Annotated in this window: 16 protein-coding genes; 6 read left to right on the top strand and 10 right to left on the bottom strand. The window is 56.7% G+C overall.

Translation table 11 applies throughout. The features are described 5' to 3' along the window. The 6 genes from V9K67_RS02180 to V9K67_RS02155 all read right to left on the bottom strand — a co-directional run bounded on the left by V9K67_RS02180 (position 1) and on the right by V9K67_RS02155 (position 10376). Positions 1 to 3537 (bottom strand): molybdopterin-dependent oxidoreductase, encoded by a 3537-nt coding sequence (locus tag V9K67_RS02180; RefSeq protein WP_336719756.1) that lies wholly within the window; start codon positions 3535 to 3537, stop codon positions 1 to 3. A gap of 100 nt (positions 3538 to 3637) precedes the next feature. Then, a complete protein-coding gene (locus tag V9K67_RS02175) occupies positions 3638 to 4951 on the bottom strand; it encodes a NarK family nitrate/nitrite MFS transporter (RefSeq protein WP_336719755.1) in 1314 nt (437 codons plus the stop codon). Positions 4952 to 5562: 611 nt separating this feature from the next. Next, positions 5563 to 6432, bottom strand: a complete 870-nt coding sequence (locus tag V9K67_RS02170) for an ABC transporter ATP-binding protein (protein WP_336719754.1) — start codon at positions 6430 to 6432, stop codon at positions 5563 to 5565. A gap of 75 nt (positions 6433 to 6507) precedes the next feature. Continuing rightward, complete coding sequence (ntrB, locus tag V9K67_RS02165; protein ID WP_336719753.1) at positions 6508 to 7296, bottom strand: nitrate ABC transporter permease; 789 nt, start codon at positions 7294 to 7296, stop codon at positions 6508 to 6510. A 108-nt stretch (positions 7297 to 7404) separates the two neighbouring features. Then, positions 7405 to 8634 carry a CmpA/NrtA family ABC transporter substrate-binding protein gene (locus tag V9K67_RS02160; RefSeq protein WP_336719752.1) on the bottom strand — a complete coding sequence of 410 codons (1230 nt, stop codon included), beginning with the start codon at positions 8632 to 8634 and terminating at the stop codon, positions 7405 to 7407. Positions 8635 to 8813: 179 nt separating this feature from the next. Beyond that, positions 8814 to 10376, bottom strand: a complete 1563-nt coding sequence (locus tag V9K67_RS02155) for an alginate export family protein (RefSeq protein WP_336719751.1) — start codon at positions 10374 to 10376, stop codon at positions 8814 to 8816. 570 nt (positions 10377 to 10946) lie between these two features. Here V9K67_RS02155 and V9K67_RS02150 point away from each other — a divergent pair. Continuing rightward, complete coding sequence (locus V9K67_RS02150; protein WP_336719750.1) at positions 10947 to 11633, top strand: Crp/Fnr family transcriptional regulator; 687 nt, start codon at positions 10947 to 10949, stop codon at positions 11631 to 11633. A 72-nt stretch (positions 11634 to 11705) separates the two neighbouring features. Here V9K67_RS02150 and V9K67_RS02145 read toward each other — a convergent pair whose 3' ends face one another. Further along, positions 11706 to 12473 (bottom strand): hypothetical protein, encoded by a 768-nt coding sequence (locus V9K67_RS02145; RefSeq protein ID WP_336719749.1) that lies wholly within the window; start codon positions 12471 to 12473, stop codon positions 11706 to 11708. 180 nt (positions 12474 to 12653) lie between these two features. Between V9K67_RS02145 and V9K67_RS02140 the strand changes: the two genes are divergently transcribed. Both V9K67_RS02140 and V9K67_RS02135 read left to right on the top strand, forming a co-directional pair. Beyond that, a complete protein-coding gene (locus V9K67_RS02140) occupies positions 12654 to 13343 on the top strand; it encodes a Crp/Fnr family transcriptional regulator (RefSeq protein ID WP_336719748.1) in 690 nt (229 codons plus the stop codon). 82 nt (positions 13344 to 13425) lie between these two features. Continuing rightward, positions 13426 to 13821, top strand: coding sequence for a hypothetical protein (locus tag V9K67_RS02135; protein ID WP_336719746.1), 396 nt, complete (start codon positions 13426 to 13428; stop codon positions 13819 to 13821). A gap of 112 nt (positions 13822 to 13933) precedes the next feature. Here the strand turns inward: V9K67_RS02135 and V9K67_RS02130 are convergent, their stop codons facing one another. Continuing rightward, complete coding sequence (locus V9K67_RS02130; protein WP_336719745.1) at positions 13934 to 14146, bottom strand: hypothetical protein; 213 nt, start codon at positions 14144 to 14146, stop codon at positions 13934 to 13936. Between the two features lie 15 nt (positions 14147 to 14161). After that, complete coding sequence (locus tag V9K67_RS02125; protein ID WP_336719744.1) at positions 14162 to 14968, bottom strand: chemotaxis protein CheB; 807 nt, start codon at positions 14966 to 14968, stop codon at positions 14162 to 14164. Between the two features lie 124 nt (positions 14969 to 15092). Between V9K67_RS02125 and V9K67_RS02120 the strand changes: the two genes are divergently transcribed. Continuing rightward, entirely contained in the window at positions 15093 to 16109 is a 1017-nt protein-coding gene (locus tag V9K67_RS02120) for a chemotaxis protein CheB (RefSeq protein ID WP_336719743.1), read from the top strand. A gap of 50 nt (positions 16110 to 16159) precedes the next feature. Here the strand turns inward: V9K67_RS02120 and V9K67_RS02115 are convergent, their stop codons facing one another. Then, on the bottom strand, positions 16160 to 19114 hold the full coding sequence (locus tag V9K67_RS02115; protein ID WP_336719742.1) for a CheR family methyltransferase: 2955 nt from the start codon (positions 19112 to 19114) through the stop codon (positions 16160 to 16162). 397 nt (positions 19115 to 19511) lie between these two features. Between V9K67_RS02115 and V9K67_RS02110 the strand changes: the two genes are divergently transcribed. Further along, complete coding sequence (locus V9K67_RS02110) at positions 19512 to 22214, top strand: PAS domain S-box protein (protein WP_336719740.1); 2703 nt, start codon at positions 19512 to 19514, stop codon at positions 22212 to 22214. 117 nt (positions 22215 to 22331) lie between these two features. Beyond that, positions 22332 to 22799: a hypothetical protein gene (locus V9K67_RS02105; RefSeq protein ID WP_336719739.1), complete on the top strand. Its 468-nt coding sequence runs from the start codon at positions 22332 to 22334 to the stop codon at positions 22797 to 22799. Positions 22800 to 22851 lie beyond the last annotated feature (52 nt).

The following is a 22851-nucleotide window of genomic DNA, read 5'->3' as shown; positions in this document are numbered from 1 at the left end:
TTAAGAAATTTTACGCAGCGGGGTCAGTTCGCGCTGCTCTTGCGCCAGGGTTTCTTCCAAAATGCGTTTCACTTCCGGCCGGCAGGAGCCGCACCCTGTCCCGGCGCCGGAAAGTGAACACAACTGCTTCAGGTCTTTGCAGCCTTCGGCAATCTTATTTTTCAGGTTGCCACTGCCTACGTTGTTGCAACTGCACACCAGGTTGCCCAGCACGGGCTCCGCTTTTTTGCCGCTGCGCAGGAGCTGCAGGCGTTTTTCACCCAATTCTGTTTTGGCGGAAATAAGCTCCTTGTACTCCTGGAACTCCGCTTTATCACCGATGAGGATGGCGCCCACCAGGCGGTCCTGGTGGATGATACATTTTTTGTAATAGCGCTTGGCCTTATCGTAGAACACGATCTCTTCGTACTCGTCGTTGGGGCACTCGGGCAGGCCGATGCTGCAGAGGTCGAAGCCGTGGATCTTGATGATGTTCATCAGCAGGCTGCCGTTGTAGCCCGAGGCGATGTCGCCTTTGAGGTAGTGGGCGATCACCGCGGCCTGCTGCTCGGCGGCGGCGGTAATGCCGTAGAGGAAGCCTTTGAACTCGGCGATCTCGCCGATGGCGTAGACGTCGGGATCGGAGGTTTGCAGGCGCTCGTTCACCAGCACGCCGCGCTGACAGTCGAGGCCGCAGGCACGGGCCAGCTCGATGTTGGGAACGGTGCCGATGGCGAATACCAGGGCGTCGCAGTTGATCTGGGCGCCGCTCTTCAGGCGGATGCCGGTAAGCTGCGACTGCCCGTAGAACAGCTGCACCTCGTCGTTATAATACACATCGCAGCCCTGGTCCACGATCTCCTCGTGCAGCAGCTGGCTGCCCAGCGGGTCGAGCTGCCGGTCGAGGAAGCGGGAGATCCGCTGGATGATGGTCACCTTGATATCCACTTCGCGCAGGGAGGCCGCCAGTTCGAGGCCCAGCAGGCCACCGCCGACGATCACCACGTGGCCGTCCTTGGGCACCACGTTCCGGAAGTTGTCGGCATCGGTGCGGGTACGCATGGTGCAAATGCCTTTGAGGTCGGGCACGTTGCGGGGCACCGCGGCGCGGCTGCCGGTGGCAATGATCAGCACATCATACGAGGTGGTCATGCCGCGGGTGTCGGTCACCGTTTTACTGGCGCGGTCGATCTTTTCCACGCTCACGCCCCGGTGCAGGGTGATGTTGCTTTCGGCTTCTTCGGCATCGGTCATTTTCACCAGCTGCTCCCAGCGCTGCACGCCGCTGATATAGTCGGGCAGCATCACGCGGTTGTAAAAAGGAAAGTCTTCCTTGCTGAAGATGATGATCTCGTCTTCGTTATTGAACTCGCGGTACGATTTCACGAAGCCGTAGGCCCCGGCGCCGGCGCCGACGATCACGATGCGCTGGCGGGGCTTTTTGTAGCGCTGCAGCTGTACCGCGCAGAATTTAAAGTCGGGTTCTTTGGAAATGGGGTCCAGCTGGTCGCTGGTGACGTTGTTGGCGCGGTTCAGGTCGCTGCCGAGGATCTTGCCCCAGTGCATGGGCAGGAACAGCACGCCCTGCTTGATGGCGGAAGTAATTTTGGCTTTCACCCGTACCTCTCCCCTTCTCGAACTTACCACTACGATGTCGCCTTCCTCGATGCGCAGGCGGTCGGCATCCCCGGGATGCACTTCCACGAAGGCCTGGGAGATGTGCTGTTTCAGCTTGTTCACCTTGCCGGTCTTGCTCATCGTATGCCATTGGTCGCGGATGCGGCCGGTGGTCAGCACGAAGGGATAGTCACCGTCGGGCTTTTCGCTGGTCAGCGTATCGGGAACGGGGTGGATCACCGCCTTGGTCGAAGGGGTATAAAATTTCTTGTCGGTAAACAGGCGCTGGGTGCCCAGGTCTTCCCGGCCGGCGGCCAGGGGCCACTGCACGGTTCCCTTTTCTTTTAATAAGTCATAGTTCACGCCGGAAACGTCGATGTTGGTGCCGGCGGTGAGGCGGGCGTGCTCGTCGTAAATTTCGGAGGCGTTTGCAAAGTCGAAGCCGTGATAGCCCATCTTTTGCGCAAAGCGGCAGATGATCTCGGCATCGGCCAGGGCCTCGCCGGGGGCGTCCACGATCTTGTTGAGGTATGAAATGCGGCGCTCGCTGTTGGTCATGGTGCCTTCTTTTTCAGCCCAGGCGGCCGCGGGCAGCACCACGTCGGCATATTTAAGGGTTTCCGGCTTGTTGGAAATATCCTGCACCACCACGAACTTGGCTTTTTTCAGCCCTTCCTCGGCCAGCCGCACGTTGGGCAGGCTCACCAGGGGGTTGGTGCAGATGATCCAAATGGCTTTCAGGCGACCGTCGTTGAGGGCGTCGAACATTTCGGTGGCCGTCAGGCCGGGTTTTTCGGCAATGGTGGTGCCGCCCCAGAACTCCTGCACTTCCTTGCGGTGCAGGGGGTTGGCCAGGTTGCGGTGCGCCGGCAGCATGTTGGCCAGTCCGCCCACTTCTCGGCCGCCCATGGCGTTGGGCTGGCCGGTGAGGGAGAACGGTCCCGAGCCGGGTTTTCCGATATGGCCGGTAATGAGGTTGAGGTTAATGAGGCTGAGGTTTTTGTTCACCCCTACCGCGCTTTGGTTCAGGCCCATGGTCCAGAGCGTCAGGAAGCCTTTGGCTTCGCCGATATAGCGGGCGGCCAGCTTCAGGTCGCTTTCCGCAACGCCGCAGATGGCGGCGCTTTCGGCCAGGGTTTTCTGAAATACAATTTCTTTATAGGCGTCAAAACCTTCGGCGTGGTTCTTTACGAAATCCAGGTCGATGTCGCCGTTCTCGATCAGCAGGCGGCCGAGGGCGTGGTTCAGGGTGACGTCGGTACCGGGGTGGATCTGCAGGTGCAGGTCGGCCAGGGCGCAGGAGTCGGTGCGGCGCGGGTCGGCCACGATGATCTTGACGTTGGGGTTGGCGGCTTTGTGGGCCTCTACGCGGCGCCACAGGATGGGGTGGCACCAGGCGGGGTTGGCGCCGGTAATGAAAAAGCAGTCGGCCAGCTCGATGTCGTCGTAGCAAACCGGTACGCTGTCTTCGCCCAGGCTCATCTTATAGCCCACTACCGCGCTGCTCATGCAGAGGCGGGAGTTGGTATCGATATTATTGGAACCGATAAAGCCTTTGATCAGTTTGTTGATCACGTAGTACTCTTCGGTGAGGCACTGTCCGGAAACGTAAAATGCCACCGAGTCGGGGCCATATTTTTCGATAAAGGTTTTAAAAACGGCGGCAGTGCGCTCCAGGGCTTTGTCCCAGCCCACACGGGCCAGCGGCATGCTTTTGCTGGGGCGCATCTGGGGGTACAGCAGGCGGTCGGCCCGGTCGTTCACCGTATGGTGCAGGTTCATGCCTTTGCTGCACAGCATACCCTTGTTCACCGGGTGCTCCGGGTTGCCGGCAACCGTAATGGTCCCTTTCTTATCCTTATTGACCACGATGCCACAACCTACGCCGCAATAGCTGCAGGTAGTCGAATATGAATTGGTATGTTGGATTTTTGTCGCCATAATTGTTCCGCTAAAAAATTTTCCGCTCAGGGTTTAGAAAGTTCAGGGTTCAGGGAGGGAGGAGCAGCGCTGCCGGTTTAGGAAGCGCCGCCCCGCCCGGTTAAGCTCGTTGCAGGGCCGCTTTTTCTTCGGACCGCACCATGGTTTCTTTCTGGCGTTGCAGGGCGCTCACCACCAGGATCACCAGGCCGATGGCGGCCACACCCACACCGATGTACCAGAAGGCCTGGGCATAGGTGAGGTTTTTGGATTTGAACAGGAAGCCCACCAGCATGGCGCCGATGTTGCCGCCGGCGCCCACGATACCCGATACGCTGCCGATGGCTTCTTTATTGACGAAAGGAACGATGGAATACGTAGTGCCGTTGGCCATTTTCAGGAAGAGGGCGAACACCAGCATGGACACGATGGCCATTCCGATGGTGCCCGACTGGGCAAAGTACACGATACCGGCGCCTTCGAGCAGCAGGAAGGCTGCCAGCAGCAGGCCCTTGCCTTTGAGGCCGTAGCGCTTGCCCACTTTATCGGCGAAGATGCCGCCCAGGGCGCGGGCAAAGAGGTTCATGAAGCCGAAGATGCCTGCCAGGGCGCCGGCCAGCTTCAGGGAAGCGCCGTACTGGTCCACGAAATACGTAGCGGCCACGTTGTCCACGGTAATTTCAATCCCGAAGCAGGCGGCATAAGCAAAGGCCAGCATCCAGGTGCGGTAGTCCTTCAGGGCGGCCGCGAAGGAGCCTTTCTTTTTCACCTTCACTTCCCGCTCGATCTCTTTATAGTTACCGCGGGGGGTATCTTTGGTATAGCGGAAATAGATAAACGCCATTACCAGCAGCATGACGCCGGGAACCAGCATCGCCAGGCGCCAGGCATTGCCTTCGTCGATATAGCCCAGGCCCACAAAGGCGGCGGCGATCAGCGGCATTACCAGGTTGGTGACACCGCCACCGAGGTTACCCCAGCCGCCGGCAACGGCGTTGGCCGAGCCGACCACGTTGGGGGCGAACATGACGGAGGTATGGAATTGCGTGATCACGAAGGAGGCGCCGATGACGCCGATGGCAAACCGGAAGATGATAAAGCTTTCGTAGCTGTTGGCAAGGCCGATCCCCAGCACCGGGATGGCACCCAGCACCAGCAGGATGGTATAGGAAAGGCGGGGACCCAGGGTATCGCAGAGGCGGCCGATCAGCAGGCGGGCCAGGATCGTGGCCGAAACCGAAGCGATGGTGATGTTACCAACCTGCTCCTTGGTGAAGTGCAGCTGCTCGCGGATAATGGGCATCAGGGGAGCGATACCGAACCAGCCGAAAAAGCAAACGAAAAAGGTGATCCAGGAAATATGAAAGGTCCTCATCTGGATACCTTTCGTCGAAAAAATATTTAACTTTTGTAAGGGATGCGTATTGGCTGACATAACGAACGTTTTAAGTGATTTGGTTTTTACTTTTATTGGACAAGTATTCCATGGATGGCGGTCCCGTTACTTCCCGGCCTTTTGCCCGCGCCGCGGCGCAAAAGGCAGTTTTTGAATTACTATTTTTTCTAATTATTACGACTGTAGTGTAAAAGTATAAAATTAGCGGAGCTCTACCCGATATACTATGATATATATCTTTTTTTAATTTAAAAAGGCCCGTTCACCCTGCTTTACACCAGTTCGGGACGGGAAAAAGCAGGGAATGGGGACAACAAAACCTGACAGGAAAGGAGCAAACTGTAAAAAAAAGAGGATTGGAACACAATTTTAAAGCCAAAAGGCCCGATTTTATACACAAACCCCCAACCTACCCGCAAAAACAAAATCTCCGGAACATTTTATTTACATTATAAAAAAAAACCTGCGCAACCGGATATCCAGGGTATACGCAGGCTTTAATACAAAAGAGACCGATAAAAGGGAACAAAGCAGAACAGATACAGTCGTAAGCAGGCCTTAACCAGGAAGCGCCATCAAAGCACTTGTCGTTTTATAATTTTTAATAATATCGTAATAATAGAAAACCGGGAAGCGGATGAACCGTCGCTTTACAGGTCCTCAATGGAAAACTTATCCACCAGCAGGCTCAGCAGCCGGTCATGAATCTCCATGTATTTGGGATCATGCACGATGGATTTTTTGTTGCGGGGGCGCTCCAGCGGGATGTCCACGATCTCTTTAATAGTGGCGGCAGGGCCGTTGTTCATCACCACTACCCTGTCCGACAGGAAGATCGCTTCTTCGATGTCGTGGGTTACCATAATAATAGTCTTTTCACGGTTGTCGAGGTTCCACAACTTCAGCAGCTCCACGTGCATGGAACCCTTGGTCAGCGCATCCAGGGCGCCGAAGGGCTCATCCAGGAGCAGGATGCTGGGGTTGATGGCAAAGGCCCGGGCAATAGCCACCCGCTGCTTCATACCGCCGGAGAGGTGCCCCGGCAGCTTGTCCTTGTGCGGGTACAGGTTCACCATCTTCAGGTTGGCCTCCACCAGCTCGCGCTTTTCCTTTTTTGACTTACCCTTCATCACCGAATCCACGGCCACGTAAATATTTTCATAGACCGACAGCCAGGGCAGCAGGGAATAGTTCTGAAACACGATGCCGCGGTCGGGGCCGGGGCCGCCCACCTTTCTTCCGTTGGCGATCACCTCGCCCTGCGACGGCTTCACCATGCCGCTGATGGTCCCCATCAGGGTGGATTTGCCGCAACCCGAGTGACCGATCAGGGAGATGATCTCGCCTTTCTTTACCGTCAGGCTGATGTCCTTTACCGCAGTAAACACACCTGCGGGGGTTTTGAAGCTTACCGTTACATTATTTACTTCGATGGAATTGACCGGCTTCAGCGCCGGCTCCAGGATCACATCGGCTATATCTTTTTGCTGCGTTGCTTTATTTACAGTTACTGTGCTCATTTTCTTAAGAATTTAGAGGGTCATAGGTTATTGGACAATGGTCTTAGGATATTGGAAAGGGTATACTACTTTCTCTTAAGCGCCGGCGTACGTAAACCGCTTTTGCAAAGCCGTGAACAGCCGATCCAGCAACACACCCACGATACCGATGATGACGATAGCGACCAGGATCTTTTCATTGCTGCCGCCGTTAAAACCCTCATCCCACACAAAGTAGCCGAGGCCGATACCGCCGGAAAGCATTTCACCGGCAACGATCACCATCCAGGCCACACCGATCGAAAGACGCAGGCCGGTAATGATATGGGGCAGGGCGAAGGGCAACATAATTTTGGTCAGGTATTTCCAGGCCGAGAAGCCGAAGGCCTTGCCCACATTCTTATGGTCGTTCGGAATATTCGACACCCCAAAGGCCGCATTGATCAGCGTGGGCCACAGGCTGCAGATAAAGATCATGAAGATGCTGGCCTTGGGCGAATCCTGGAAAACCGCCAGTCCAAGGGGAAACCAGGCCAGGGGCGAAACGGGACGGAGGATCTGCACGATGGGGTTTACAATATTCATCACCACCTTATTCGCCCCCAGCAGCATACCCAGGGGAATCGCCACCAGGCTGCCCAGACCGAAACCGATGCCGACACGACCCAAAGAGCTCAGTAGCTTCGTGCCGATGCCTTTGTAATCCGGGTCGTCCTGGAAGGGATTCTGCAACACTTCGTTTAATACCGTCATCGTATTGGAAGGACCGGGAATGCTGTTGTTCGTAACCTTGGAAATCAGGGCCCAGATGCCGGTCAGCAAGGCCATGCCTGCCACAAAATATACCACCGACATCAGCGCTTTTATAAGGGAATTCTTTTTCATAATTTTTTATTTTTTTAAGAGGATAAAAGAGCGGTTGCCGGCCAACTGCCATCAACTGAACCAACCAGCCGACAACCTCTCCACTCGTAAACTTGTAAACTCGTAAACTTATTTCCTGGCCACTCCGAGGTAGGCTTTCGGGTTATTGGGATCGAAGGCTACGGGCTCGATGGCGGTCTTGAACGGCTTCATATCATCGTTGGGCAACGCCACGCCCATGCTCTTGGCCACTTCGGCATACACATCGTCGAGGATGATACGATCCACCACTTCCTTGGCATTGGCCGGGATGGCGGGAATCATGCCGAAGCGGGCGTATTGGGCCAGAAACCAGATACCATGGGCCTTGCGGGGAGCGTTCACAAAACCTTTGTTAAAGAAGGTCATGTAATCATCCTTGTACTTCTGCACGCCCAGCTCGCAACCCAGGTCGGTGCTGCCCATCAGGCGGGCTTCCAGTACCGCTACCGGGGCGTTCACGTAGTTGGGGCGTGAAAGAAAAGCGGCGGCCTTTTTGCGGTTGCCCATGTTATCCAGCCACTGGCTGGCTTCGATGATGGCCTTCATCACGTTCTTCATGTCCTCGCGGCTGGTTTCCGAGAACTGCTTGTTCACTACAAGGGCTTTTTCCGGGTGGTTCTTCCACATGTCCTGGCTGGCGATATGGGTGAAGCCGATGTTCTGGGTAGCGGCTACGCCGTTCCAGGGTTCGCCCACGCAAAAACCTTCCATGTTATCCACCCGCATGTTGGCCACCATCTGCGGAGGGGGAATAGTGATAATGCCGACCGACTTGGGATTTACACCGCAGGCGGCCAGCCAGTTGCGCAGCCAGATGTCGTGGGTGCCGCCGGGGAAGGTCATGGCGAAGGTTACTTCCTTACGGGCCTTCACTGCCTTTACGGCTGCCGCCACCTTTTTGGTATCCTTAAAGCCTACCAGGCCGCAAAAATCTTTCGACAGGGTGATGGCCTGGCCGTTGTTGTTCAGCACCATGGCGATGCGCATTTCCGAACCGGCCTTTCCGCCGATGCCGGTATACACCGAGAACGGCATGGAGAACAAACAATGAGCACCATCCAGCTCGCCGTTGAGGATCTTGTCGCGCACATTGGCCCAGGAAGCCTCTTTGGACAACACCACATCCACGCCGTATTTTTTGAAAAAACCCATCTCCTTGGCCACCACCAGCGAGGCGCAGTCGGTCAGCGGAATAAAGCCCAGCTTTACGGTTTTCAGCGGCTTGTCGGCCTTGTGCAGCAGGATAAAGGAAGAAGAAGCTATAAAGAGTGCCGCGGTTGCCAGCAGCAGTTTGGTAGAGCGGAAGAAACGTTTCATGAATTACAGTTTTTAGATTCCGGGCACCGCCCGGGTGAAAAAGAGTTTTTGAAAAAGGGATAGGATAGATTTAAAACGGGATGCAGACTTGTCGTTTCGGCATAGGGGTGACAGGAAGCAGCCGTAGCGTTGCCGCTGCCGGCGCTTCTGAATAAAATTGCAGTTAGCTGGTTTGCCGCTTAGGGGCGGATGGCCACGGGCTTGGTAAAGAAGAAGTCGGGGCGGATGTTGATCATCACGAATGCCCACTGAGGCCGCTGGTTGGTCTTATCCATGGTGCCTTTTTTGACAAACTCGGTGCTGTTGTTGGCCACCATATAAGAATAACCTGCCTGGATCTCGGTAAACTTGTTGAGGGTATAGTTCGCCACCAGGTCGAACTCGTAACCGAGGTGCTTATCCAGCTGCGCTTTATTAGAGGAAAGGGTGTTGATGGTTTTGTCGGCCAGGTCGAAGCGATGGGCATCCAGGGTAATGAAGAGGTCCTTGGCCGTATACCTGGTTTTGATGTACGCATTCTGCAAACCGCCGGCGGGAGAACCGGTGCCCACATAGTAGTAGTCCATGAAGCCCCAGAACTTATGCGGCGTACCGTACAGGGGATCGAAGCGGTTGTCGGTAGCGGAAGGAGCCGTGCCGTCGTTACCCGAGAGGTAGTCGTAGCCGGGACCGAAGCTGAACTTACCCTTCTGCATGGTCAGGGCCGCGGTGTAATGGGCCGTCTTCAGGTTCTGGCCTTCCTTGTTGTTACCCGACTGGAAATAGGCGCCGGCCGTCCATGTTTTCTTTAAACCGGAAGCATTGCCGATCGTACCGGTTGCCATCAGCCCGTAGGTAAAGCGGCTGTTTACGCCCTGCACATCATAGCGTCTGCCGTACACATAACCGCCGGCGGCGCTGCCTGCGGAATCCAGGCGGTACTTGGCAAAATCATCCTTGAATACCAGTCCGGACACCTTGGTCTGGCCAAACTTGCGGCTGACGTACAGGAACTGCATGGATTTATACGCCTGGTTCATGCCGTTGGTACTTACCGTGTTGGCCAGCACCGGGGCGCCGCCTTTGCTGCTGCTGGCGCCCACCGCACCGCCCGGCGACAAGGGCAGCAGGCCGGCCGGGGCCGCTACCAGCACGCCATTGGAGTTGGTGACATAAGCCGGCACGTTTCCGGGAACATAGCTGGTACCGGCCGTTCCAAAGGCATCGGCATTCTGGTTGAAGCCGGCGCCCAGGTCCACCTGCCAGCCTTTGTGCATCGCTTTCAGCACAGCCGCATCGTGGCGGCGGCCTTGCTGCAACCAGTCCAGGTCGCCCAGCAGGCGGGCATCATCATAGACCAGGTATTGACGGCCGATCTTCAGGGCCAGGTTATCGATCAGTTTTGTTTTGATGGTAGTATCGGCCACATTCATCAGGGTGAGTTCGGCATTGGCTTCGTGCACCATCAGGCGACCGCCATCGGCATTATTGATGGTGGAAGCATCCTGGCCCCACACCCGTACATCCTGCAGGCCGAAGTTGAAGTTGAGGCGATCCCATTTGTACCCGAAGTTCAGGCGGGTGCGCTGGGAAGTAAAATAGGCCGGCTTGGCGCCTTTGGCATTCAGGGTACCGACACCGTCCCGCATTTCGGTACGGGTACGCAGTTGACCGTTCAGAGAGAACTGAGCCGCGCTTTCGAAAGGTTTGCCGGCCAGGATACCCATCCCCATAACGGCCGTGATCACTACGCTTTTCTTCATAATTTTGTTCTGGTTTTAAAGTTGAATTGATATTAGAACTACCGCCCTGGCAAGACCGCCATCTTCCGGGGCTTTTTTGTAACTACTTTTAGTTATCCGGTAAGGTCATGGACCATCCCCCTCCGCACGGACCAAAACATTAGCATTTATTCTATACAAACGTTCTCAGCCCACCCCTTCCTCAAACCTTCCGCTTTTGACACTTTAAAGGAAATCGTAAACGAATGTTATTTTATTACATATAATACACACTCCCTTATTTATCCCTTATCAGCTACCGTTTCAATGATCTGCGACATAAAAGTAGAGCTTTTCTCAACAGTAATGACCAAAAAATTATGACCGCCGTTATATTTATTTATTTATAATTCATATAATCCCTGGCAAACGCCCGCCCGCACTGCATCCAAACCGCCAACTGAACAATAAATATTTATTTTCAGAATATTTTCAATAAAAGCGCCGCGCGTCTTTTTGGACCAAAGCGGCAAATCATCGGCGCAAAGCGGCGCCCGTCTTGATTATTCCTCCTAATATTGCAGGCTTATTTGCAACAATCATTCACCGGCTATGAAGAAATGTAAAAGCAGTTGCGACCTGCAAAGCTGCTTTCTCTGCAGAACCTCCATCAAGGACTGGCTACCCGCGGTAGACGCCCACCGGCAAAATTTCCAGTATACGAAGGGCGAGCTGTTATTTAAAGAAGGGGATCCCGTCAACGGCGTGTACTTCGTGTATTCGGGCACGGTAAAAGTGCACAAGCAGTGGGGCAGCGACAAGGAACTGATCGTGCGCTTTGCCAAAAAGGGGGATATTGTCGGCCACCGCGGCCTGGGTACCGAGCTGGTATTTCCCGTATCGGCCACGGCGCTGGAAACCACCACGGTCTGCTTTTTTGACCTGGAGTTCTTTCAAAGCTCCCTGCAGGTGAACCAGGCTTTTTTATACCAGCTGCTGCTCTTCTTTGCCGATGAACTGAAAGAGTCGGAACGCAAAATGCGCAACCTGGCCCACATGCCGGTAAAGGGGCGGGTATCACTGGCGCTGCTCCGCCTGCAGGAAAAGTTCGGCACCGATGCCTCCGGCGCCCTGGGCATCTCCCTGAGCCGCCAGGACCTCGCCTCCTACGTCGGCACCACCTACGAAACGGTCTTCCGCATCATCAACGACCTCGTCCAGGAAGACGCCATCGGCCTCTCGGGTAAGAACGTTATCATTAAGAGCAGGGAAAAGCTGCTCTCCTATACAAGTTCCTGAGTTCCCGAGTTCCTGAGTTAGCGTAACTCCGAATAGGACAACGATTAACTCAGGAACTCAGGAACTCAGGAACTATCTCTTCGCTCCATTCGCCCTCAAATCCGCCGCGCAGGCGGAGTCGAGTTCGGGCATTTTTCCCCGCAGCAGGTAGTCGAAGGGATCCCGGATCTCCGTTTGAAAATACATCAGGCACTGTTGGTTGGTGCAATGTTTCGCGTGCGCATCGTCGTGGTGGCTGTCCACGGTAGCGGAGCCCGTGTTCACCAGCCCGAGCAGGTGCCCCATTTCGTGCAGCAGCACGGAAGACTCCAGCTTGGCGCGGTGCGGCCGGCCGATATCGCCGGAGCGGTCGTGGACCGATTTTCCAAACACCACCGCGGAGGTATTGTTGTAGGCACAGCCGAATATGCGGTTATCTTCATGGCTGCCATCCGTAAAAAGGATATACAGGGATAGTTGCTTGCCGGTGGTATAAACCGTACGGTAATCCTTTTCCAGCGCCCGCACCTTGTCGATGGTCAGCGCGCCTAAAGCCTCGGGGTTAATTTCTTTGGTGACGATGATAATGCCCCCGGGTTTGTTCAGGTATTTATTTAAAAAGCCATGCAGGTTGCGGAGGGTTTCCCGGCTGGGCGCAAAGCCATTCATGTACTGGATCTCCACTTTCAGGGAGGTGTACTTTTCATCGGTCAGCAACTCGCGGGCGGAGGTGCCTACCAGCTTCTGGTGGTTAAACGCTTCGGGTACCACTACAGCTTCCACATCTTCATTGGCCAGGCTTTTCATGCAGCTTGTGAACATCCACGGAATCAACACGGCCAGGGCAATTTTCCATTTCATAACCTTTCGCTTTTATCCGGTCGCCAGCGCCGGTATCGTTAAAAACCGGAACTGCTTACACCTCTTCAATTTCGTTGTAAAAGCGCAATCCCCCATAAGCCCGACCGTTAAACTTCTGTTAGGAGCTGCCTTTCAGGATTTCCCGTTAATATTGCAGCCCGTCACCAAACCGCGGTTCACATGAAAAAAACAAAGCATGAGTGCGATCTCAAAAGCTGTATCTTATGTACCACCTGCCTGGAAGACTGGCTGCCGGCCCTGGCGGGCAACCGGCAATGCTACCAGTTCAATAAAGGAGAAGAGATCTTCCGGGAAGGGGAACCCGTAAACGGAATTTATTTCGTGTACAACGGCCTGGTAAAGATCCATAAGCAATGGGGGCATGACCGCGAGATGATCGTACACTTCGTACGCAAGGGCGACATCCTGGGCCACCGCGGCCTGGGCCGCAACGGCCTCTACCCGGTTTCCGCCACCGCCCTCGAACCCGTGCAGGCCTGCTTCCTGGAGATGGCCTTTTTCCGCAGTACCCTAAGGGTCAACAACGAATTCCTCTTCCAGCTGATGGTCAACTGCGTGGACGAACTGGAAGAGTCGGAGCGCAAGATGCGCAACCTGGTGCACCTGCCGGTGAAAGGAAGGGTGGCCCAGGCCCTGCTGAGCCTGAAAGAAAAGTTCGGCTGCACCGAATCGGGCCATATCGACGTGGCCCTGAGCCGCCAGGACCTGGCCTCGGTGGCCGGCACCACCTACGAAACCGCCTTCCGCATCCTCAGCGAAATGATCCAGGAAGGCACCATCGAAATGAATGGTAAATATTTTACGATCCGCGATAAGGAAAAACTGATGAGCAATATAACGAGTTTGTAGTTTGTGCACCAAACTACAAACCCTGCCGGCGTGGCACAATCTTCGTATCGGTTCTCTTATTCCATTCCTAAATTCTACAACTATGGAAGCGAACCGCAAACAACAACAAAAACATCCGGAAAAAAATGACCCCGCCGGAACCGCCCCGGCCGTACAACCAGGCAACGCCGCCGCCGAAGAAGCCCGGACCGATGAAGCCAGCAACAATATGATCACCACCGAGGAAGTGATGGCCGTCAACAGCGGGCGCAATTTGCCCACCGGCCAGCTCGCCAACGACGTGGCCACCGATACCGGCTCTACCATCGACTCCCTGGACTCCGCCTTTCACAACGCCCTGGACATCAATAAGAGCCATGCCGCCTCGGGCAGCAACCGGGCGGAGTTTTACGAGTCAAAATCTTATGGAAAAAGTGATTCCGAAGAAGAAGTGGATGCCCTGTACAAGAAAAACAGGCAGCAGCCGGATGGGAAATAAGGAATGAGGTAATTAGTTAATTGGCTAATTGGTAATTTGGCAGGAGCGCCGGCTGGTATAAAATACAGTGGGTTCCACCCAATTCCCAATTAACCAATTAACTAATTCCTGCTCACTTCGAGCTATCGCCGTTGCTGCTCAACTTCTGGCTGGCGGGTTCGAGCAGGAAGATCTGCTCGCGCAGGGCCACCGACTTTTTTTGTGTATCCTGGGCCTTGTGCTGGAACTCCTGCGATTTAGGAACATTTCCCGCCCGCTCGAATTGCCGGGCCGTTTCCTGCAGCAGCATGACCACTTCCTCCAACCCCCGGACGGCCTGCCACATACTTTCCTCCACGGTTTAATACACCCCCGAAAGCAGGGAGCTCTGCGTAAACGAATGCCCGGTATGGCAACGGTAACGGGTGAGATTGCCCTCTGTCAGTTCCACCAGGGCTCCGTGACATTCCGGGCAGGTCAACGGAGCGGGGCGACCCAGGTTCAGAATACCCATATCAAAAGCATTTTGTTGTGCAGCAATTTTAATTTCGGTTTCCAGCCTTTTCAGCTCCTCCTGCAGCGGCTGGGACTCCAGCCTTCCCTCCTCCCCGGTAAGCCGGGGCAGCAGGCGACCGATCTCCGCGGAAGGCAGCGTGTAGTCTACCTCCACGTATTCCAGCACATTGGAAGGCATACTGGCACAAAGGGCCTCTTCGGGCTCCTGAACCACACTTAAGCCCCCCATACGCTTGACCGCCCACAGGCCGGAAGTGCCGTCGTCGAGCAGGCCCGAAAGCACCACGCCGATCACCCGGGCGCCATAGGAGTAGGCCGCCGACCGGAACAAGGCGTCAATGGAAGGACGGAACCGGTTTTCCTTCGGCCCTTTTTTGACCAGCACCTGGTTGCTTTCCAGCAATAAGTGCCGGTCGGGCGGGGCAATATAGATCCGGCCGGTTTCCATCAGGTCGCCATCGCGGGCATGGGCTGCCGGCAACGTACCTGCCCTGGAAAGAATCTGCGGCAGCAGGCTGGGTACATTCGGCGAAACGTGCATGACGATCAATATCGCCGCTTGTAGCCCTGCCGGCAACACTTTTACCACCTCTATGAGTGCCGGAACACTTCCCGCCGAACCGCCGATAACAACAATATCCCTTTTTTCCATTCCCAGCAATTTACAGGGTGGTTGGCACACCCAATCTGTTATCTGTTACAAATAAAGTGCCCCCTATTTCTTTCCTTTCAGGGCCCTGCAACTCTTAGGCATGTTCATTGCGCCATTACCGGGCATGAACATAAAAGTCGATGAACCCAAGTACATTGTAGTGGTAGGGGCCTCCGCTGGTGGCCTGAACTCCGTAGTGGAGCTTTGCCTGCAACTGACCAAAGAGGTGGATGCGGCGGTGTTTGTAGTGCTGCACCTCTCGCAGGTTTCCCTGGGCGATGTGCTGGTGCAGCGCCTGCAGCGACAGACCTCCTACACCTGCAAGCTGGCCGTTCAGGATGAACCCATCCGGAAACACTACCTGTATATGGCCGTTCCCGACCAGCACCTGATCGTTCAAAACGGCCGGGTCCGCCTGGGACAGGGGCCGCCCGAAAACCGCTGGCGCCCCTCCATCGACGTGCTGTTCCGCTCGGCGGCCGCCGCCTACAACAGCCGGGTGATCGGCATCATCATGACCGGCATGCTGCAGGACGGCACGGCGGGCATGCTGGCCGTGAAACGCTGCGGCGGCACCTGCATCGTACAGGACCCCAACGAAGCGGAATACCCCGACATGCCCCTGTCGGTACTGAACAGCATGGAAGTGGACTACTGCATTTCCCTGGCCGATATGGGGGCCGTATTGCTGGAAAAGACCCGGAACGGCGTGCAGCCCCGCCACCAGGTGCCCGCGGATGTGGCCGCCGAAGCCGCCATTGCGGAACGGGTGGCCCTGGGCATGGACACGATCAAGGACCTGGGCGAAAAAAGCGGCTTTGTCTGCCCCGACTGCGGCGGGGGGCTCTGGGAAATTAAAGAGGGGAATATTACCCGCTACCGCTGCTATACAGGGCATGCGTATACCCAGGCGGAACTGCTGCTGAAGCAAAACGAGGCGCTGGAAGAAACCCTGTGGGTAGCCCTCCGCATGATGGAGGAACGCAAAAGCCTGCTGGAGAAAATGTCGGCCGAAGAACACAGCAAGGGATGGAGTAAAACCGCCGCCCAGAAAAGCTCCAGGGCGGTCAGCCTCGAACTGCACATCGACCGCCTGAAACAACTCCTGTTCGACACCAAGGGCATGGAAGAAACGGGGTAAACGGGGAATGGGGAATTAGGGAAGTCCCCTCCCTAATTCCCCATTCCCAATTAACCAATTCCCTTCTCGCCATCCTGCTCATGGATCTCCACACACGTGCCGATATAGCCGATGAAACGGCCGTCAGGGGCGATGTTGGGCTTTGAGCGGTTCAGCACCCAGCGATAGACGTCGTCGTAGCGCTGTACCCGGTATTTCAGCTCAAAGGGCTGGCGGGCCGCAAAGCAGGTATCGAAGGTCGCCACACAGCGGTCCAGGTCGGCCGGGTGCACCCCTTCGATCCAGCTTTTGCCGATGGCCTCTTCCAGGCGCAGGCCCCGGAACTCCAGCCAGGCCTTGTTGAAAAACGAACTGAACTTGTTGGTATCCACCACCCAGATCATCACCGGGGCGTTGTCGGTCATGTTGTGGAACCAGGCCTCCCGCTCGAACAGCAGACTCTGCGCCCGCCGGTGCTCGGTAATATCTTCGATGGCCAGCAGTGTCAGCTCCTCGCCCCTCGTTTTCTGGATAATGCGGCGGGCATTCAGCAGCATCACCTTTTCCCCCAACCCGGTGAAGTTGTGGGTGATCTCGTAACCGTGGAAGATGCTATTCTGCGGGATGATGCGCTCCAGCAACTCCTTCAGCTTCGGGATGTTCCACTGGCCGTTGCCGAGCTCGTAGAGCAGGCGCCCTTCCGTTTCCTCCTCGCGCATGAGGAAGGTGCGGTAAAAGGCCTGGTTGGCGGTCTTCACCTGCAGGTCCTTGTCCAGGATCAGCAGGCTTTCGCGGATGGTGGTGAATACCGCTTCGGAATATTCCAGGGCTTCGGCCAGCTGCTCGTTGCGCACCTGCAGCTCCTGGTTGATGGTAATAAGCTCTTCGTTGGACGACTCGATCTCTTCCTTGGAAGTTTCCAGCTCTTCGTTGATGCTTTGCAGCTCCTCGTTGCTGGAAACGATCTCTTCGTTGGCCGACTGCAGCTCCTCGTTAGCCGCTTCCTGGGCCTCCAGGATGGAGCGCATGTCCTCGCGCAGGGCGGTCAGCTCGGCCTCCAGCTGCTTGGCCCGGCGGTCCCGGGAAGAGCCCAGTTCCTTTTCTTCGGCCGGCGGGGGCAATTCTTCAAACACTACCAGGAAGTATTCCTCGGGCGACTCGCCGCGCAGCGGAATGGCCTCAATGGCGATCTGGGTATGCTTCGCACCCAGCTGGATATCGAGCCGCGATTTGCGGGCCGGCTCGCCCGACTTCTGGGCCTTGTGCACGATGTTGCGCAGTTCGAAGCCCAGGCCCGGGCGGGCCATTTTCATCAGGTTCAGGCTGGCCTTGCCGGGTGAGGGCTCGAGGTACAGGCCCGTAGAGCCCCGGAATTGCACAATGTCCAGGTCCTGGTTCACGATCACCGAAGCGGGCGTGTATTTTTTCAGCAGCATGGCATCCACCACCCGGTCGATATCGGGCTCGTCGGTCTTGGGCCGCTGAACCAGGTCGCGGCGGGCCAGCATCCCGCTGCGCTCTGCCTCGGCGGTACGAACGTTCATTTCGAACAGGGCCTTGGCGGTGGCATCCTTTTTCTTGGAATATACCTTGTATTTCTTATCCGGCTGCGCAAACAGGTAGGTGGCCGTCCCTACAGTCTCGGACTTACCCAGGATGAGGTAGCCATTGCTTTTCAGCGCGTAGTGGAAGGTGGCAACAATCCGTTTCTGCAACTGGTTTTCCAGGTAGATCATCAGGTTGCAGCAGCTGATGATATCGAGGCGCGAAAAGGGAGGGTCCTTGGCAATGTTATGGGTAGCAAACACGCAGAGGTCGCGGATGCTTTTGACGATGCGGTAGCTGCCGTCCATCTTGGTAAAAAAACGCTGCAGCCGTTTGGCCGACACTTCCAGCACATCCATCTTGCTGTACATGCCCAGGCGGGCCTTGTTAATGGCATTTTCGCTCAGGTCGGTAGCAAAGATTTGCACCGGTATGTTGTTGATATTCTCGCCCAGCACTTCCATCACCAGCATGGCCAGCGAATAGGCTTCCTGGCCGGTGGAGCAAGCCGGCACCCAGATGCGGATGGGGTCGTTGACGCCCTTGGACTGGATGATCCGCGGCAGCACCGTGCTGCGCAGGTATTCGGTGGCTTCGCGGTCGCGGAAAAAGGTGGTCACATTGATCAGCAGGTCCTGGTACAGCAGGCTCACCTCGTTGGTATTGCGGCGGATGAACTGGGTATAATCCTTCAGGGTATCCTGTTTGAACAGCATCATGCGGCGGATGATGCGCCGCTTGATGGTGCTCATTTTGTACTGGCTGAAATCCACACCGGTGGATTTCTTCAGCAACTGGAGCAGGCCGGCCAGGTCTTCGTCGGTGTTGCTGATGGCGTTTTCGGCGCCCTGCTCGAACACCCAGTTGTAGAGCTCTTTATGGCGGCCGATCTTTCCCAGCTCCTCGGCGATATCGCCCGGCGGCAGCGCCAGGTCGGCCAGGCCTTCGCCGCCCACCCTGCCGGTTGCTTTCAGTCCTTCCAGGCTCCCGTTGACAAAAGTAAGGCCGCCGGCCAGCTTCACGGCCTTCAGGCCCAGGGCGCCGTCGGCGCCGGGCCCGGAAAGCACGACAGCCACCGCCGATTCCCGGAAGGATTCGGCCACGGCGGCAAACATACGGTCCACGGGCAACTGGGCGGCATCCGGCTCAGACACCGGCTCCAGGTGCAGGGTCCCGGCGGTTATCCGCACTGCCTTATCGGCGGGCAGCACGTACAGGCGGTCGGGTTCCAGGCGGGCCGGCGCCTCCGGCTCCACCACCGGCATTTCCGTCAGTTTGGTAACGGTTTCGGACAGGCGGCCGTCCCCGCCGGCTTCGGACGCCTGCAGGAACAGGTAGGCAAAGCCCGTACGCAGGGGTAAGTGGCGCAGGAAGTCAGTCAGGGCTTCCATACCATCCGCAGCAGCGCCAATGGCCACTACCGGCACCCGCCGGAAGGGCCCGCCTTGACTTTGTACTTTGTTATCGGAAGCGTTTTTCATAACGATCGAATCGGTGGTGAAAAAGTTTTAGGGCGAATAAAGTAAAAAAAATCAAACTTTCCCGGTTTACCCCGCTGATTTTCAACCGGAGCAGTTATACCCGCTGATCCGCTCCGGCACACAGCAGGCCCAACCGGTCCGGGAGGACCTATAAATTTACCCTATTTCATTGAAAATGAACGGCAAACCTACCGGCAGATTATTTTTCCACATCCTTTCCGAACCAGCCTTCAACCGTGCACTATTCTTGCTGTGAAGAAATAAAGAACGGGGGAAATTCCCCCCGTTATCGCTTAATTTTCTATCCTTGATGGTTTACCTTTATAAGGCGTTCCATCACCTGCCCGAACCCGTAAAAAAGAACCGAAACCCAACTGGGTATTAGCTTTTTACAACCATGAATCCGAACCAGATAGATACACAGGCAATGACCGGCACGGCCGATCCCGAGGAGGGAGCAGCAGCAGAACGGAAGGTGGTGCTGTTGCTGGACTTGAAGAGCCTGCTGCTGACAGGCGACTGGCAGTGGGACCTTTCCTCCCCCGCCATTTGCTGCAGCGATGTGATCCTGTCGCATATAAAGGAATTCCGGGGTACCCAGACCCTGATTCATCCCGACGACCTTCCGGGCCTGAAGAAAAAGCTGCCGCTGCTGGAAGAAAAAAAGCCTGTCGACCTGTCCTTCCGCGTCATTACCACCTATGGCGAAGTAAAAACCCTGCAGGGCCTGCAGGTGGTCCTTTCCGACGAAGCCCCGAACCTCTATCCCACCCTGGACCTAATGGAGGCGGAACAGGAGCGGCACGCCCGCCGCCGCCAGCAGGAGGCACAGGAGCTGAAAGGGGAAGGCTTCCTGTTTTCGGAACGCATTGCCCAGACCGGCAACTGGTTTATCAACGCCTCCACCCACGAAGCAAGTTTTTCCGACCAGGTGTTTCGCCTCTTTGGCCTGGCGCCCCAGAGCCTGAACCCCCACCCCAACACCTTCCTGCCCTTCCTCCACCCCGACGACCGGGAGCCTTATAACGAAGCCTTTAACCGGGCCTACAACCAACAGCTGCCCCTGCACGTAGAATTCCGCATCCTGCGGGCCGACGGCCAGGAACGCCTCCTGCGCCAGACTACCCAGTGGAGCTTCAGTTCCCGGGGAGAATATATCCTGCTGGGCGTGCTCCAGGATATCACGGAAGAAAAAGAACGCGACCGGCAGCTGGAGCAGGCCGGCCGCCTCGAAACCCTTCTGCGCCTGCAGCTGCGCCACCTCGACCAAAGCACCCATGCCGGCCACTGGTTCTTTAACCCCCTGACCCGCCAGACGGTGTATTCCGACAACTGTTTCCGCCTCTTCGGCCTGCGGCCCCAGTCCATCACCCCCCGGCTCGAGGCCTTCGTGCCCTACCTGCACCCCGACGACCAGCCCCGGGTGGAAGAATCCCTGCGCAAAATGCGGCACGAACATACCCTGCCCGACCTGGAGTTCCGCATCCAGCGGCCCGACGGCAAGATCCGGTTCCTGCAACAAACCGGTAAACCGGAAGTACTGGGTGGCACCGAACTGGTGATCTTCGGCACCCTGCGCGACCTGACCCACGAAAAGGTGGCAGACAAAAAACTGCGGGAACTCCAGGAAAAGCTGCACTTGCTGCAACTGGCCCAGGACCATTCCGAAAGCCTGGCCCAGGCGGGCAACTGGACCTGGGCTCCCGAAAGCGGCCGCACGGCCTGGAGCGACAACCTGTTTCGCCTGCTGGGCTACAAGCCCGGGGCCGTAGAACCCGACCAACAGCTCCTGCTGAAATTTATTCACCCCACCGACCGGGAACGCTATACCTACGAGCTGAACCAGGTGCTGGCGGGAGAGCCCCCGGCCCCCTTTGAGCTCAACCTGTGGCGGACCGGCGAAACCATCCGGGTAAAAGTCCTCTTCGCCCTCCACGACCAGGAAGAAAAAAAGATCGTCACCGCCGCCTTCCAGGATGTGACTACCCCCCACCGCCAGCACCGGCACCTGGCCGATCGCCTGCAGCTGGCCGAACTGCTGGCCGAAAACGTCCCCGACCGGGTGATGATCACCGATCCGGACCACAACATCATTTTCTGGAACCACCAGTGCGAGGCGGTTTATAAACTGAAAAAATCCCAGGTGCTGCACCGCAACCTGTTCGAGATCCTGCCCCAGCTGAAAGAAACCGGCGTCTTCAACCGCCTGAAGGAAGCCCTGGAGGGTAAGACCTTCCGGGAAACCCAGCTGGCCAGCCTGTCCGCCAGCGGCTTTATCGACCTGCACCTGCTGCCCATGAAAACCGAAACCGGCGAGGTGGCCGGCGTGCTCCAGCTCATTCGCGACGTTTCGGAAGACGTGAAGCTGAAAGAAAGCCTGGCCCAGCGCCTCAGCTTTATTGAAAGCCTCCTGCAGGCCACCGTAGACCGCATCGTGGTGCTGGACCGCAACATGAACTACGTGTACTGGAACCGCAAAAGCGAGGAATACTATGGCCTGAAAAAAGAACAGGTGATCGGCAAAAATATCCTGGAGGTGTTTCCCCAGCTGCTGTCCGACCCCTCGTACACCGAATTCCGGCGGGCGCTGCGGGGCGAAACCGTCCATGTATCGGCAGAGCAGGCCCAACAGGATGGCTGCTGCTTTGAAACCTGGCTGGTGCCGGTGAAAAACGAAAAGGAGGAGGTCAGCGCCGTGCTCTGGATCACCCACGACTTTACCAGTGAATTCAAGGTGCGCGAAGAACAGAAAATGGCGCTGAAGATCCTCGACACCATCGAGGAGGCCTGCATCCAGCTCAACGAGCAGGCGGTCGTCACCTTCCTGAACCAGCAGGCCGAAGCCATCCTGAACGGCACCCTCGCCGAACTGGCGGGAAAAAGCCTGTGGGAGGCCGTGCCGCAAATCGTCGATACGCCCCTTTACTTTGGCATCCACCACGCCCTGGCCACCCAGGAAAGCGTGCACCAGGCGGACTACTTCTCCCCCTGGCTGCACCGGTGGCACCGCTTCCACATTACGCCCTGCGAGGGAGGTGTGATCGTGCGGCTGGCCGCTTCCACCCAGGAGGACCACGTCCCCAAAGCCCAGGAAGGATAATCCCCCCGCGCGGCGGAGCGCCGCCCCTCTTTTTTTTCGCCTGCCGGCAAATCTGGCCCGGTATTCCCTTTTCGATGATAAAGCCCGGCACCCTGGCCGGGCACAACACCGAAAGCTATGGTACATAAATGCATCGGCACCCTCCTGCTGACGGCGGCGCTGGCCGCCTGCGGCAACCGCCCCGTGGCCGGAACGGCCCCCAACGGGAAAAACAAGGAAACCAAGTATGCCACCTGCTACCGCTTCGCCAGCGGCGGCGACAGCATCCGTATGCAACTGTTCATTGCCGACAGCGGCATCAAGGGCACCCTGCTGTACGACCATCCTGCCCGGGAAAGCCAGGGCGGCTTTTTTACCGGCGAAACCCGGGGCGACACCCTGTTCGCCGAATACACCTTTAAGGCCGGCGGCCAGGCCGGCGTACGGGAGGTGGCCTTCCTGCGCAAAGGCACCGGGCTGCTGGAAGGCTCCGGCGCCACCGAAAACCGTATGGGCAAAACGGTGTTTGCCAACCACGCCGCCCTGACCTTCTCCGAAAGCCGCCTGCTCGAGCCGGTGGAATGCGCCGGGGCGAACAGTCAATAGACAATGGACAATAGATAATAGTTATTGACCCTTTACCTTCAAATCTTTCCGC

This window comes from Huijunlia imazamoxiresistens (genome assembly GCF_037132455.1).
Lineage (GTDB): Bacteria > Bacteroidota > Bacteroidia > Chitinophagales > Chitinophagaceae > Flavisolibacter > Flavisolibacter imazamoxiresistens.
The sequence above is the reverse complement of the archived record's forward strand: the minus strand, read 5'-3'. Positions and strand labels throughout refer to the sequence as shown.

Excerpts from the sequence above, each read along its gene's own strand:
- V9K67_RS02180 (WP_336719756.1), bottom strand. The coding sequence starts at position 3,537 with ATGGCGACAAAAATCCAACATACCAATTCATATTCGACTACCTGCAGC.
- V9K67_RS02175 (WP_336719755.1), bottom strand. The coding sequence starts at position 4,951 with ATGTCAGCCAATACGCATCCCTTACAAAAGTTAAATATTTTTTCGACG.
- V9K67_RS02170 (WP_336719754.1), bottom strand. The coding sequence starts at position 6,432 with ATGAGCACAGTAACTGTAAATAAAGCAACGCAGCAAAAAGATATAGCC.
- ntrB (WP_336719753.1), bottom strand. The coding sequence starts at position 7,296 with ATGAAAAAGAATTCCCTTATAAAAGCGCTGATGTCGGTGGTATATTTT.
- V9K67_RS02160 (WP_336719752.1), bottom strand. The coding sequence starts at position 8,634 with ATGAAACGTTTCTTCCGCTCTACCAAACTGCTGCTGGCAACCGCGGCA.
- V9K67_RS02155 (WP_336719751.1), bottom strand. The coding sequence starts at position 10,376 with ATGAAGAAAAGCGTAGTGATCACGGCCGTTATGGGGATGGGTATCCTG.
- V9K67_RS02150 (WP_336719750.1), top strand. The coding sequence starts at position 10,947 with ATGAAGAAATGTAAAAGCAGTTGCGACCTGCAAAGCTGCTTTCTCTGC.
- V9K67_RS02145 (WP_336719749.1), bottom strand. The coding sequence starts at position 12,473 with ATGAAATGGAAAATTGCCCTGGCCGTGTTGATTCCGTGGATGTTCACA.
- V9K67_RS02140 (WP_336719748.1), top strand. The coding sequence starts at position 12,654 with ATGAAAAAAACAAAGCATGAGTGCGATCTCAAAAGCTGTATCTTATGT.
- V9K67_RS02135 (WP_336719746.1), top strand. The coding sequence starts at position 13,426 with ATGGAAGCGAACCGCAAACAACAACAAAAACATCCGGAAAAAAATGAC.
- V9K67_RS02130 (WP_336719745.1), bottom strand. The coding sequence starts at position 14,146 with ATGTGGCAGGCCGTCCGGGGGTTGGAGGAAGTGGTCATGCTGCTGCAG.
- V9K67_RS02125 (WP_336719744.1), bottom strand. The coding sequence starts at position 14,968 with ATGGAAAAAAGGGATATTGTTGTTATCGGCGGTTCGGCGGGAAGTGTT.
- V9K67_RS02120 (WP_336719743.1), top strand. The coding sequence starts at position 15,093 with ATGAACATAAAAGTCGATGAACCCAAGTACATTGTAGTGGTAGGGGCC.
- V9K67_RS02115 (WP_336719742.1), bottom strand. The coding sequence starts at position 19,114 with ATGAAAAACGCTTCCGATAACAAAGTACAAAGTCAAGGCGGGCCCTTC.
- V9K67_RS02110 (WP_336719740.1), top strand. The coding sequence starts at position 19,512 with ATGAATCCGAACCAGATAGATACACAGGCAATGACCGGCACGGCCGAT.
- V9K67_RS02105 (WP_336719739.1), top strand. The coding sequence starts at position 22,332 with ATGGTACATAAATGCATCGGCACCCTCCTGCTGACGGCGGCGCTGGCC.